This is a genomic window from Dinoroseobacter shibae DFL 12 = DSM 16493, from assembly GCF_000018145.1.
Taxonomy (GTDB): domain Bacteria; phylum Pseudomonadota; class Alphaproteobacteria; order Rhodobacterales; family Rhodobacteraceae; genus Dinoroseobacter; species Dinoroseobacter shibae.
On sequence record NC_009952.1, the window covers coordinates 377,501 to 390,772 of the forward strand.

8 protein-coding genes, 1 tRNA gene and 2 rRNA genes (1 of these 11 running past the window's edge) are annotated in these 13,272 nt (G+C 58.5%); 4 read left to right on the top strand and 7 right to left on the bottom strand.

All coding sequences use genetic code 11. The features are described 5' to 3' along the window. The 4 genes from DSHI_RS01985 to DSHI_RS02000 all read left to right on the top strand — a co-directional run. Positions 1–1,406: ribosomal RNA gene (locus DSHI_RS01985) — 23S ribosomal RNA — on the top strand (it extends 1,493 nt beyond the left edge of the window). Between the two features lie 205 nt (positions 1,407–1,611). Beyond that, positions 1,612–1,726 (top strand): 5S ribosomal RNA (gene rrf, locus DSHI_RS01990). 69 nt (positions 1,727–1,795) lie between these two features. Beyond that, positions 1,796–1,872: transfer RNA gene (locus DSHI_RS01995), tRNA-Met, on the top strand. Positions 1,873–2,149: 277 nt separating this feature from the next. Next, positions 2,150–4,690, top strand: coding sequence for a DUF4238 domain-containing protein (locus DSHI_RS02000; RefSeq protein WP_203426301.1), 2,541 nt, complete (start codon positions 2,150–2,152; stop codon positions 4,688–4,690). Between the two features lie 98 nt (positions 4,691–4,788). On the opposite strand, the gene DSHI_RS02005 is transcribed toward DSHI_RS02000, so the two are convergent. The 7 genes from DSHI_RS02005 to DSHI_RS02040 all read right to left on the bottom strand — a co-directional run bounded on the left by DSHI_RS02005 (position 4,789) and on the right by DSHI_RS02040 (position 13,158). Further along, complete coding sequence (locus tag DSHI_RS02005; RefSeq protein WP_012177071.1) at positions 4,789–5,937, bottom strand: hypothetical protein; 1,149 nt, start codon at positions 5,935–5,937, stop codon at positions 4,789–4,791. 259 nt (positions 5,938–6,196) lie between these two features. After that, the gene (locus DSHI_RS02010; RefSeq protein ID WP_012177072.1) at positions 6,197–6,418 is read right to left on the bottom strand and encodes a helix-turn-helix transcriptional regulator; all 222 of its coding nucleotides are present in this window, start codon (positions 6,416–6,418) and stop codon (positions 6,197–6,199) included. Between the two features lie 59 nt (positions 6,419–6,477). After that, positions 6,478–7,260 carry a hypothetical protein gene (locus tag DSHI_RS02015; RefSeq protein WP_044027585.1) on the bottom strand — a complete coding sequence of 261 codons (783 nt, stop codon included), beginning with the start codon at positions 7,258–7,260 and terminating at the stop codon, positions 6,478–6,480. Between the two features lie 4 nt (positions 7,261–7,264). Beyond that, positions 7,265–8,458: a site-specific integrase gene (locus DSHI_RS21605; RefSeq protein WP_012177074.1), complete on the bottom strand. Its 1,194-nt coding sequence runs from the start codon at positions 8,456–8,458 to the stop codon at positions 7,265–7,267. A 178-nt stretch (positions 8,459–8,636) separates the two neighbouring features. Then, entirely contained in the window at positions 8,637–10,274 is a 1,638-nt protein-coding gene (locus tag DSHI_RS02030; protein ID WP_044027589.1) for a recombinase family protein, read from the bottom strand. 135 nt (positions 10,275–10,409) lie between these two features. Beyond that, the gene (locus tag DSHI_RS02035; RefSeq protein WP_012177076.1) at positions 10,410–11,486 is read right to left on the bottom strand and encodes a tyrosine-type recombinase/integrase; all 1,077 of its coding nucleotides are present in this window, start codon (positions 11,484–11,486) and stop codon (positions 10,410–10,412) included. After that, complete coding sequence (locus DSHI_RS02040) at positions 11,479–13,158, bottom strand: site-specific integrase (RefSeq protein WP_012177077.1); 1,680 nt, start codon at positions 13,156–13,158, stop codon at positions 11,479–11,481. Before DSHI_RS02040 ends, DSHI_RS02035 begins: the two co-directional genes overlap by 8 nt. Positions 13,159–13,272: the final 114 nt, after the last annotated feature.

Below are 13,272 nucleotides of genomic sequence, written 5' to 3' on the forward strand. Positions count from 1 at the left end.
CCTAAGGCGAGGCCGAAAGGCGTAGTCGATGGGAACCAGGTTAATATTCCTGGGCCAGGAGGATGTGACGGATCGAGACTGTTGTTCACCCTTATCGGATTGGGTGGGCCGCTGATCGGTTCCTGGAAATAGCCCTCCATGAGATCGTACCCTAAACCGACACAGGTGGACTGGTAGAGAATACCAAGGCGCTTGAGAGAACGATGTTGAAGGAACTCGGCAAAATACCTCCGTAAGTTCGCGAGAAGGAGGCCCCGTTCGTAGGCAACTATGGGCGGGGGGCACAAACCAGGGGGTGGCGACTGTTTACTAAAAACACAGGGCTCTGCGAAGTCGCAAGACGACGTATAGGGTCTGACGCCTGCCCGGTGCCGGAAGGTTAAAAGGAGGTGTGCAAGCACCGAATTGAAGCCCCGGTAAACGGCGGCCGTAACTATAACGGTCCTAAGGTAGCGAAATTCCTTGTCGGGTAAGTTCCGACCTGCACGAATGGCGTAACGACTTCCCCGCTGTCTCCAACATCGACTCAGCGAAATTGAATTGCCTGTCAAGATGCAGGCTTCCCGCGGTTAGACGGAAAGACCCCGTGCACCTTTACTACAGCTTCACACTGGCATCAGGCCATGCATGTGCAGGATAGGTGGTAGGCTTTGAAGCAGGAACGCCAGTTCCTGTGGAGCCTCCCTTGAGATACCACCCTTGCATCGCTTGATGTCTAACCGCGGTCCGTTATCCGGATCCGGGACCCTGTGTGGCGGGTAGTTTGACTGGGGCGGTCGCCTCCTAAAGCGTAACGGAGGCGCGCGAAGGTTGGCTCAGAGCGGTCGGAAATCGCTCGTTGAGTGCAATGGCAGAAGCCAGCCTGACTGCGAGACTGACAAGTCGAGCAGAGTCGAAAGACGGCCATAGTGATCCGGTGGTCCCGAGTGGAAGGGCCATCGCTCAACGGATAAAAGGTACGCCGGGGATAACAGGCTGATGGTGCCCAAGAGTCCATATCGACGGCACCGTTTGGCACCTCGATGTCGGCTCATCTCATCCTGGGGCTGGAGCAGGTCCCAAGGGTACGGCTGTTCGCCGTTTAAAGAGGTACGTGAGCTGGGTTTAGAACGTCGTGAGACAGTTCGGTCCCTATCTGCCGTGGGTGTAGGATACTTGAGAGGAGTTGCCCCTAGTACGAGAGGACCGGGGTGAACGATCCACTGGTGGACCAGTTGTCGTGCCAACGGCAGTGCTGGGTAGCTATGATCGGACAGGATAACCGCTGAAGGCATCTAAGCGGGAAGCCCCCCTCAAAACAAGGTATCCCTGAGGACCGTGGTAGACCACCACGTCGATAGGCCGGAGGTGTAAGCGCAGCAATGCGCTCAGCTGACCGGTACTAATGGTCCGATAGGCTTGATTTGATCCAGTAGACGGCAAATGCCCCTACACACAAATCAAAGCATACACGAACTTGGCTTGGACGCCGATGTGAAGACCCACCTGAATATCAGGTGGTAAGCGCTGCACCTGGATAACCCGCGGTGTTGGAACGCGTTGTCGGCTCCGCCGAAACGCTGCCTCCAACCAGGAAAAACCCAAGTGCAACGCACTTGGTTTTTTCCTCGGTTTGGTGGTCATAGCGCGAGCAAAACACCCGATCCCATCCCGAACTCGGTCGTTAAGTGCCGTAGCGCCGATGGTACTGCGTCTCAAGACGTGGGAGAGTAGGTCACCGCCAAACCTAGAAAAAAACCAATAACTCTCATGCGATAAGAATTTCCACGAGTTGGCACTTGCCTTCTCGTTTTGGCGCGGGATGGAGCAGCCCGGTAGCTCGTCAGGCTCATAACCTGAAGGTCGTAGGTTCAAATCCTACTCCCGCAACCAAAAATTCAAACATTAGATCAATCTTTTAGCGCCTCAGGGCGCAATTTTTGCGTTCCAACAACGGAAGCCGTGGAAGCTCTGTGGAAGCAATCAACGCGAACTGAGGCGTGTGACGGAAAGGTTACACCACATGCGGTTGGGGGGAACCGGCCCTTTGCCGCCGCTCAATGGTCGGCAATTCAATGGCGGCTTCGCCCCCCAATTCCAAATATTAGGCAAGCTTCCCACTTTCTTTTTAGCGGACGTTGACGGTCAATCGATCAACCCATCAGGATAGTTGATCATCACCTATCGGACGCAGCGAGCACTTATGTCGGTAACCAGGAAGAACCACTATGTCCCGCAATGGCATCAGGAAAGGTTCTTCGCCCCCGGGAGAACCACGCATTTCCTCCTCGACCTGAAACCGCCCACCTTCAAACGGCGGGACGGAACGCTGGCCAGCGGGCGCTGTCTTTTCGATTCACCAACGTCGCGGGCGTTTGTCGCACAGGACCTCTATTCGACGTTCTTCGGGGTCGAGGTCAACGATGAGATCGAGAAAATGTTCTTCGGGGATATCGACAGGCGAGGTGCCGACGCGGTTCGGGCTTTCTGCGGCGATGACCAAGGTGCTTGGCATCAACACTTCGAGGACCTCTTCGAATTCCTGGACATTCAGAAGTTGCGGACGCCCAAAGGTCTCGCATGGCTGCGCCAACAGTATCCGGAAATCGGTCGGCTCGGTGAGATGTTGCCGGGTGTTGCCCAGAACCAGCTAATGGCCGAGATGCAGAGTATCCGCATGCTCAACGTTACGACCTGGACCACCGGAGTCCGGGAGATCGTCTCGGCAGAGCAGGCGGGAGCCAAGTTCATCCTGAGCGACCATCCTGTCACGGTCTACAACCATGCCATACCGCCGTCCGACGCACGCAACCGGTATCCCGAAGATCCGTCGAGCGCCCTCAAAGGCTCCCAGACGCTTTTTCCGTTGGGGCCGGATCACCTCCTTATCCTGACCAACCTCGAATACGCGAAGACTCCCGAGACTTGCCCCAACGCGAAGCGGACGTTTGCGCGAAACTACCAATCTACGATGGTGTCGACGATCGAATTCATCAAGGATCGGTACCTCACCGATGAACAGGTCGCCGAGGTAAACTTCGTGATCAAGGCTCGTGCGGACCGGTATGTCGCCGGATCCAGCCGGGAGGACATTTTCCCCGAAAAGGTGGTTTCCAAGTCCTGGGCTGACCTGCGTACGACGTTCCTGCCGCCGGCTGACAAGCTCTACCGATACGGCGGAGAGATGTATGCCAGATTTGAGAGCGGAGATGTCTACTATCAGGACAAGTTCGGGCGAACCGAGAAGCCGCGGGAATGGCTGCTGAAGGAGGAGCCGAAGACCCCGCCCCGGCCACGTGATTACTGTCCGTGTGGATCCGGCCTGTCGTTCGGGAAATGCTGTCGGGACAAGCCGGTGCACCTACGCACGTCGTGGACAGAGAAGAGTATTCGTGAGCGCAACATGATGTTCATGGACGCGCTGACCCAGCTCTTTGAATTGGGGACCAAGGATTGGGATACGATCCGCCGCGAAATGACCGATGAAAAGATCGCGCGGATGTATCGCCTTTACGAGGCCCTGTGGCCGCTTGAGACTGACCTGCTGGCCCTCTTGCCGAAGCCGGATGGCAAGATGCGCTCTGTCTATACAGGATCGCTGCATCCCAAACTGATCATTGAGTTCGCGCTCGGGGCACCACTGTATTTCGGTGAGGTCATTGTCCAGAACCCATTCTTAATCTCTCGGACTCTCCAGAAGGACAAGCGACCTACTGAGCACCCTCGTCAGTACCGAGGCGAAGCTCTCAAAACCTTGATGACCTTCTTTCAGCTCATGCCACTCGTAGAGGCCGGTCTGGTCAGGCTGATCCCGGATCCATGCGATTTTGATTTACACCTCCGTGACCAGATGATGGCCATGGCTCAGGCCCGTTCCCATGACATCAAATTCGTCCCCTCGGACGACCCGAGGCTCGAGGCCGTGATGCAGGAAGATCTGCGCCGCACGATGCTGTACTGGCCAAAGGAAGCACTTGCTGAGCGCATATTGAAGACGGCTGAAGTTGATGAGCCAATCGAAACGGATACACTCGTCGGTATTATCGAACAGATGAAGGTCAAAGACGAACTGGCCATCCTTCAGAATGATCCGTTCGCGGAGGGCGGCCAGTTCGAAATAATGAAGATGGCACCCAACTTCGAAATTGCGATGTACTTGGCGCAGGCCACCGGCGCGCAGATACTGACCGACAGTCCCTTTCGCTGGAGAGAACTCGACGCGGCGCTCGCTAGGCGGCACCTCGGAACCAGCCCCGCCCTGATCCAGTTGCAGCGTGAAATCTCATCAACTCCAGTCGAATTTCCGGTCGGTCACCAAGCGATACTCCAGGTGTTCGACGATCCTTCGTTTCGTGGGACGGAGTCGCTTTTCCATGCTGCCTTCGCCTACACGTCCGCTCGCACCGCGGACAAACTGAAACCGAACTTCGAGGCACACCTCGCGGCACGCTTCCGACGGCAGCGGGACTCGATGAAGTCCTTGATCACCAGCACCAAAATCCCTGCCGTTGCGGCGCGCCTTTCGACAGCGTTTCGCTTCGGAGGGTTTCAGGACAACACCATCAATCGGCTCCTGCTGATGTCAGGCTCTGAACACCACTTGCACTCCGTTCCTATGGCGACGTTGATAGAGCGTTGGGATGCTGCACCACAAGCGGACACCGTGAAGTCTCGGGCAACACTGAGACCGGAGCGCAACCGAGGTCTATAGGCTGCTCTGGCTTGCTCTATGTCGAAAGCTGCCGGTCTGCTGTCCGCCCCCAGACCTGCCATTCCGCCCCGCCGCAGCGAAGGTCGGCTTCCCGCCCATCAATTCCAGCGGTACTTGCTTCCAGCCTTCTGCAGCCGTTCAGCGAGGGTTTGGGGATGGTCCTTTGCGTATTCAAGCAGAGCTTCAACATGACGTTCCATGAAGGCTGGTAGGTCGGTCTCTTGCACATCCGAGATCGCGGCGCGTGTTAAAAAGAGGCCCATGAGTTGGGCATCTAGCTGGCGGATTTTGGCGAGCTTGTTTGCGTAGATGATATCTGTTGGCACGAGGCCGCAACTATGGTCCGCGAGGTTCTCTTGCACGGTGTCCGAGAACTTGCGCCAGAGCTCATGTGACGGCCACCGCGAGCGATTGGTGTCTTGGGTTGGTGAACAGTAGCGTATGCGGCTAAAGGCGTCTCGATAGGCGTCGCCGATACCCGCGCGAAGATCATCCCAGGAGTGGAGCTCGAACTGATTGCGGAGTTGTTTGGATCCAAGGCGCAGCTCAAACCGCCAGACCAGACTCTTGTCTCGCTCACGCAAGTTTAGAGGACCGTTCCCCTGCTTATTGCGCGTTTTGTTCCAAATCTCTAGCCAGCCCAGCTTTCCTGTCTTCATCACCTCCAGCCGCTTGTCATAGATCGCCAGTTGGCGATTGCTCACTGCTCCGGCACGAAGGCCAGTGACGCGCGCGCCGGTCGCTTGTGTGGCCGTCTCATCAATCCCGGTATACTCCGTGACTTTGGTACCTGGTGGAACAACGAGAGCGGTGCGGTCGGGTTCAAACCAGGGCGCAAGCATGTCCACGGCGACGTCCACGCGAGAGATACGCATGAGCTGATCCGAGTATCGAATGCGGAGATCCTCAGTCACGCGGCGGAAGTGGTCTTCTGCTTGACCGAGCCCACCCGTCGCCAGGCCGAACGCGCGGAAGTCGACAATTATTCCCGGATTGTGAGGAACCCGATCAAGTGGATCTTGGAACATCCAGACAGCACCAAGGTCTCCGGTATGGCAGGCAAACCCGCGTGCTCCCTTTGGTGTCATTGAGAAGGCTGTGTCGCCAATCTGGACGATGCATTCACTGTTCGTCTTTCGACACTGGGTCTTCGCTTGGGAGAATTGGTTCTGTAGAGCCAATGGAATATCCGCCTGAACGGTAACCTTCAGGCCGTCAAACCCGACGTGGAGGATTTCTGCGCCCATATACTCTGTCTTTCATTTTCGTATTCGTGGAGGGGGGTGTTACATGACCCCCCCTTGCTCGCTCCGCTCCGAGCGCAGAGCGCGCTGGCGGCGGGCCGCCGCGCGTCGCGCTCGGGCGAACCGAATAAGAGGGTGAGAGCACCATTGCTTATCGCAACCGTATCTGCGCTCGGAGGCTGTCCCTCCGGGACTGAGACTTCACCGGGGCCACTCCCCCTGGAGAACGCGGCAACAGATGCTGAGAAAGAAAGCGCTGCGCTCATTCGGAGGTGTGCGCTCTGCGGCGCGCGTCCGCCCAGCCGAGAACTTCGTCTTGGCGATACCGCACCGACCGTCCGAGCTTGTAGAACGCGGGCCCATACCCGGTAACACGCCATTTCTGAATGGTGCGCACCGATTGGCAAAGCATGTCGGCCACCGCAACTTCGTCAAGGAACGCGGGCGCTTGGCCGGATTGCTCAGGGTCAAGGAGATCTCTCATGTCTCGTCCTCATTAGTTGGATCAATGACGACGAGTTACGCAGGCGCAGCCGGGCGACGCTATCCGAACTGCTTGCGATAATGTTTCATGATTTCGGGCGTTAAACCCAAGTCGCTGACAGCCATGCTTTTTTCGCGAACCGTGCGCGACGCGTTTGCGATGCGGCCGAAGGAGATCGTCGGGTCCACCACCTGGGCAATGCGCACGCAGAACCGAGCGGCATCGGTGATCGGCTCGGAATCACCTGTCCAGTCGAGTTTGAAGGGTCTGCGCAAAATGGCCTCCCATACTTGAAAGGCTGCATGAAGCAGATGAAGCGTCGCGTCGTCTTCAGGTCGGCCCACCCGTCCTTTGCCGACCATCCTTGTTGCGATTTTTGTTGTCTCGGCGAGCGCGGAGAGCTTTGCAGCAAGATCGACCACATCCCCTTTGGTAAGGCGCGGTGGTGTGGCCTCCGCGTCTGAAGATTTGGAACCACGCTGATCGGGATACAGAGCTGGAGAAAGGTCGTGGGCGAGTTGGAAGCTGTCTATCGCCCGCCAAGCCTCGCCGGTCATTATCGACAGCATGTCCGCGAGCTCCGATGCCTTTTGGGTCAGACGGTCGAGGTCCTTGCGCACAGTTTTCTTGTTTGCATGATCCTGTTTTCTCAGGTTCCAATAAAGGAGCGCACCGCATTCAAGGCTCAGAAAGACGGTGGAAGAGGTATCTGACGGAATTCCGAACTCTCGTTCTATTGAGCTGCTTAGAGCCTCGGAGAAGTATTTCCGCTTTCTGATCTCTTCTAGCTGGAGAAGCGCAAGGAACTCTTTGTTCGCGAAGAGACCATTCAAGTAGCTCATCCTGCTATCCTTTGACCACGCGTAGCGGTGTGGTTCTTGCGCGCAAACCCAGTCCCAACCCTTCACTCAATGCTGCAGCGTTTTCCTCTGCCGCCTTGCGCACCGGATCATCCGCAAGGTGTGCATAGCGCATGGTTGTCTGAAGCTGAGTATGCCCGAGCAAGCGTCCCACCATCTGTATTGGCATCCCAGACGATACCGCGTTTGAGGCATAGGTATGGCGCAGATCATGAATCCGGACGTCATTCAGGCCCGCCAGATCGCGAATGCGCCGCCAAGGGTGCTGCAAGTCGGTGATGTGCTGGCCTTCAATCCTTCCCGCAATGACATAGGGATTGCCGGGATCGTGGGGCAGGGCGTCCAGGACTGCGCGGGCAGCTGATGGCAGAGGAATGCGCCGCGCCCCGGTTTTGCTGTCCGGCAGTTCCATCCCGTTGGGCGTAAGGTAGTCCCAACGTAACGTCTGAATTTCTCCGAGGCGGCAGCCGGTGAGGATCAGCAACTTGAACGCGGCCACAACATAGGGGCTTTCCGAACCGGACCGTTCGCAGTCAGCAAGCACTTCGCCCAACCGACGCAACTCCGCTTGGCTCAGGTAGCGCTCCCGTTTTCGTTCGCGGTACTTGGGAACATGGCGGCAAGGGTTGGATCCATCCGGGCGAAGGCCCCAGACTTCAGCCAGGTTGAACATCTTCGACAACACACCGAGCGTTCGGTTGGCTTGGTATGGCTTGTCTCTGAGTTTGTGGTGCAGTTCCGCGATATCGCGGCGTTCGACATCGACGACTTTGAAGGTGCCTATGGCTGGATTAATGAAGAAGTCGATAGATCGGCGATACTCGCGCTGAGTGCTTGGCTTGCAGCGCTCCATGACATGAGCCTCGAAAAACCGTTCACAGAGGGCCGCGACGGTTGAGGCGCGCCGGTGCTGGCTGATCTCTTCCACCGGGTTACCGCCACTGGCCACGTCCCCAAGCAGCTCTTTGGCGCGTTGCCGGGCCTGCTGGACTGTCACGGTTCCATGCCGACCGATGGAGGCGCGACGGGTCCGTCCGCCTTTGCGATACTGGACTTGATAAGTGCGGGTTCCGGAGCGCATGACACGGACACCAAAGCCTTTCACCTCGTCGTCCCACACGAAGTAATCACGGCTTTCGACGGTTAGGCTTTCGACAAGGCGCTTGGTCAGTTTTGGCATTCGAACTCTCCGCAACAGGCCCGATCCATGGAAGCAAGGTGGAAGATCGGAGGGGCGTTTCAGTGCGCAAGAGGTAGAAAGCCAGCGTGCGAGTGGTCAATGAAAAATGCTTCGATTCAATAAGATAGGGTAGAGCAGAGGAGTTCAGCGCAGCCCGTAGAAATGCTCAGAGGCGATCTCATAACCTGAAGGTCGTAGGTTCAAATCCTACTCCCGCAACCATTGATGTCGAACAGACCGCCTTCGGGCGGTCGTTCGCATTCTGGATCCCCCCAAGACCCAAAAGTCCGGCAAGTTCGCCAACAAGCTCAATGGTCAAGCCATCCGCTTCCGGAACAAGACGGATCTCCGACAAAAGGCTGCGGATAGCATCCGCCGCTTCCACTGATCTCTGCGGGTCGGCCAGCGCCCCTTCCAGGCTCTCGACCTGTGCGCGATACCGATCCGCAAGACCGGGATGAATAAGGACCGGTGACTCTTCTTCTGTCTCGCGCAACTCCTGCTCAAGACGCAGCTTCTCCGCCTCCAGCGCCGTCATCTTGTCCTTCATGCTGATGTGGAACATCCCCTGGGCAATCGCATCGACGATCTGGTCTATCTGTCGATTGACGGCGGCGAGTTTGCGCGCGTTCTGGGCGCGCTCCTTGCGCACCGTCCCCGCAAGGCGATTGAACTCTTCCTGGTAGGCCCGGACATATTCCGCGATAAGGTCGGGCTGCAAAAGCTGCTCCTTTAGCCCGCTGAGGATACGGGCCTCCAAGTCTTCTCGTCTGATCGTCAATCGGTTGTCGCATGTGCCTTTGTTGCGGACACTTGCGCAGCCATAGAATTGGCTTCCAACCTGAACAAAGCCACCACCGCAGCGGCCGCACTTGAGCATCCCGGAAAACAGATGCCGGGCGCGCCTCGCCCGGCCGAGCTTCTTGATGCCGTCACTGATTGCCATATTCCGGGTTTGAAGCTGTCGTGCCTTCACGGCGTCCCAAAGGTCCTCGTCCACGATCCGCAGGTGTGGCACGTCTTCGATTACCCACGCGTCTGGCGGGTTTGGGCGGGCCTGGCGTTTGCCGGTCGCTGGATCCTTGATGAAGCGTTGGCGGTTCCAGACGAGGCGTCCGATATAGAGTTCGTTGTTCAGGATGCCGGTGCCGCGCTGGTGGTTGCCGTAGATCGTCGAGGCCCCCCATGTCCCGCGAGGGCCTGGGACACCTTCCGCGTTCAAGGTGCTCGCGATCGCCCTCGGGCTGAGCCCATTCTTGTAGTCTTCCAAAATCCTGCGCACGACCTCGGCCTGATCCGGGTTGATGGCCCGTTCCCCGGTGGCCAGGGTCCCGTCGGCTTGCATCTGACGCAGGACGTCATAGCCAAAGGTAACGCCTCCGGCCGACTTGCCCTTGCGCACTCTGCCTTCCAGACCCCGGTGCGTCTTCTGGGCGAGATCCTTGAGAAACAGGCTGCTCATGGTGCCCTTGAGGCCGATATGAAGCTCGGAGATCTCCCCCTCTGCCACCGTGAACACAGGAATGCCCTGGAACCGCATCTGTTTGAAGAAGGCCGCGATGTGCTCCTGATCCCGGCTTATCCGGTCGAGCCCTTCCGCGACCACGATATCGAACGCGTTGCCGCGCGCGTCCTCCAGCAAACGCTGGTAGGCGGGGCGCAAATGTGACGCACCGCTGAGCCCCCGGTCGGAATAGGTCTCGGCCTCCCTCCAGCCGTTGCTGGTGATCAAACGGGCACAGAGGCGATGTTGATCCTCTATGGAACTGTCGCTTTGGAGATCCGTGGAATAGCGGGCGTAAATGGCGGCGCGCATGGGTCGGGCCTTTCGGTTTGGTACACTAGACGGGCCCATCCAAGTATAGGCATGGGATGGGCCCTGTCTTCCACTTTCGATTGCAACCCGTTGCAACGGAAAATCGATCAAATTGATACCTGGCGGGTGCCTCGGTCACGTCTGGCGGACTTTGGGCCGCTTCCCCGAGAGGCGCTTCAACGTCGCTTGAACCAGGTCCTGGTACTCGGAACAGGCTGACAGGCCAGTGGCGCGGTTATAGTGCTTCTCGGCCATGTCGAGGGTCGCGTGCCCGAGTATGTCGCGGATGATGTTGACATGCTCGGGGTCCTGCTCGGCGATGCTGGTCGCGGCGATGGTGCGAAACGCATGGGGTCGCAGTGCGTGGCCGAGGAGGCGCTCGGTGACCTTGGGAAACTGGCGCGACAAACCGTCGGGCGTGATGGCACCCCCGTATCGGTTGATCCAAAGCGCCTTCGTGTCTGCACCGCCCAAGAGCCTGACCCGATAGGTGGTCAGATAGACCTCCATGGGGCCAACGAGGACCTTTGGCAGCGGAAACCAACGGTCTTTCTTGTCCTTCATGTCCTCGGCGGAAAAGTGGACCTCAAAGCCGGTCCCAACCCGTCGGACGTGCCGATCCGTGGTCATGGACAACAGCGTGCGGCGGCGCACGGGCCGGGAAATCAGAAAGCCGACCATGAGCGCCTCGCGGAACCGGATCGCTCGCTTCATCTCGCTCGTATGACGGGAGGTCTCGACCTCCTCCAGAGCCGCGAGGCACTTGGCGAGAACCTCGCCGGCCGAGAGGGGCGGAGCTGCTGGCAGGCTTTTGCGATCTGCCCGGTGCATCAGGCGCCTCGACACTGTGTTCAGCCAACCCCAATCGGTCGATGGCTGAAGCGCCCGTGTAACGACATAGAGGTCATTGATCAGGTTCTTGATCGTTCCGATCTGAACCCGCGCCTCAAGTTCGTCCATGAACCCGCGCACCGCATCTCGCGTGACGCGATCTGCGGGCGGATGTTCGAGCAGGGCAGGGCGGTGCCGAGCGAGCCAGGAAAGCCACTGTCCATAACTCTGACGCCGCTTGATGCGACTGCCCTCCGACCAGCTGGCGCAAGGCCCCGTGCCGTCGAAGATATCCCCTTCCGCGAAGAGGTCCTCCCAGGCGGATCGATCCGCCTGAGGCCAGTCAGAGAAACGGAGAACGAGCGGGATTGCGTCAGACATCGATCTTGCCCCTCCATTTGGACAGCACGACCTTGTCGTAATGGTCATGGGCCCACTGGTTGCTGAGTTCCGCGTAGAAATCCATCGTGGTCTGCAGGCGCTTGTGCTTCAGCAACCGGCGCACAACCTCGAAATTGCCCGGGCACTCCTCCAGATACATCTTGGCCGCGACGTGGCGGAACAGGTGGGGATTGACCGAAAGGCCCGTCTCCCGTTGAACGCGTTGCGTGAGTTCGCCACCAAAATTGCTGGGGCAACGGGGCTTTCCATCGCTCATGCGGGGAAAGAGGGCGCGTCCATCCGCGCGCGAAACCTGCGAGCGGAATTGCATGATGTAGCGATGCAGGAGTTTGGAACTGCCTGCGTTCAGACGGACTTCGATGGGCTCACTGTTCTTGACCTCTACCCCCTCGATACGGATCGTGTAGAGCGTGTGGGTCCCGGAGCGCTGCGGGAGCAGGTGCCTGTCCAGGTCAAGTCCGGCCAGGTTCTTGATCCGCATCGGGCAACCTAGCAAGATAGCGAGCGCCGCAGCGTGCATTGCTGCCAGCGCGCTGTCGCGGGAGAGAGGCCGCTCTTGCGCGCGCGACATCAATGTACTCGGCAGGCTTATCAACTGTTCGAGGTTGTCCCAACTGTTGAACTGAGCAAGGCGTTTCCTGTTTTTGGAGCTCATGCCAACCGCTGATCCTGCGACCCGCTTTTGGATCGCCTTGAGTGCCTTGATCTGTTCCTCAGGCGCGTTCAGATGGTGCCGCGCGATGGCGATGGCGGTTCCCGCGATATTGCCCAGCCCCGAAGGGATATCGTCGCCGCCACGCCTCGCCTTCATCTTGCGAAAGGCAGTTTTGAGATTGTCTGCCGTGATCACTTCGGCGAGCTGGGTGAACTCTGACGGCTCATGGCCCACAGAGATCAGCGCATCCAGAATCTGTCTGAGATGCGCTTTGATATTGCGCAGGCTTGTCTCGCGCAGGGGTTTGTCGGGGCCGTCATCACTGAAGAGATCCCTATGGGAGACGCGGTCGAGATAGTCCTGGATCTCCTTCTGGAGGCTCGCCGGGTAGTCCGAGAGGGGGCGTGCCAAGTAGCGCGTTGAGGGCGCGCGCTTCAACACCGGCAGATCAAGTCCAGACCTCCGGATCACATGGTTCCACGTGTCGATCATCGACTTGACGTGCTTGTCCGGGTCCCTGGTCAGCAGGGTGGCGTCAAGCTCCGCGCGAAACGCCTCGACGACTTCCGTATTTACGTCCTCTGGCTGAATGGACCGGGCGCTGCAATACCGCGCGAAACGGTGCAGCCCCCAAACTTGATGGGAGGAGTGCACGCTTGCCAGAAATCGATCCCAGGGCGGGGTCAGAGGCTGGGCGGTCTCGCGATCCTGCAACACGCCCGTTGCCCGCAACGCCGCGGCCAGATCGGTCCTCAACGTGCTGAGCGATTTGGGTTTGACCCCACAGCGGACGGGATGCAACGTCTCGAGCAGGCGGCGGAGCTGCGGAATATCTGTCGGAATATCCGATGGGGGGCGATGGAGATATTTGGAGACGCGCGATATCGCTGACTGCCTGGCGCTTTGGCGCTTCTGGTCAGGATCAGGATGGGCCTCCAGGGCCTCGAGAATGTCTGCCAGGGATGTGGGCAGTTTGAAAGACCTATGGTGGGTCATGATATACCTCTTTGATCATTGGGTAGGGGACATTGGGGGACGTTCGGGGCCATGGCGGCCCTCTTGCGGACATTCGGGAAACCAAGGGCTTGGTTTTGAAGCCGAAGTTGTCGG

Excerpts from the sequence above, each read along its gene's own strand:
- DSHI_RS02005 (WP_012177071.1), bottom strand. The coding sequence starts at position 5,937 with ATGGGCGCAGAAATCCTCCACGTCGGGTTTGACGGCCTGAAGGTTACC.
- DSHI_RS21605 (WP_012177074.1), bottom strand. The coding sequence starts at position 8,458 with ATGCCAAAACTGACCAAGCGCCTTGTCGAAAGCCTAACCGTCGAAAGC.
- DSHI_RS02040 (WP_012177077.1), bottom strand. The coding sequence starts at position 13,158 with ATGACCCACCATAGGTCTTTCAAACTGCCCACATCCCTGGCAGACATT.
- DSHI_RS02030 (WP_044027589.1), bottom strand. The coding sequence starts at position 10,274 with ATGCGCGCCGCCATTTACGCCCGCTATTCCACGGATCTCCAAAGCGAC.
- DSHI_RS02015 (WP_044027585.1), bottom strand. The coding sequence starts at position 7,260 with ATGAGCTACTTGAATGGTCTCTTCGCGAACAAAGAGTTCCTTGCGCTT.
- DSHI_RS02010 (WP_012177072.1), bottom strand. The coding sequence starts at position 6,418 with ATGAGAGATCTCCTTGACCCTGAGCAATCCGGCCAAGCGCCCGCGTTC.
- DSHI_RS02035 (WP_012177076.1), bottom strand. The coding sequence starts at position 11,486 with ATGTCTGACGCAATCCCGCTCGTTCTCCGTTTCTCTGACTGGCCTCAG.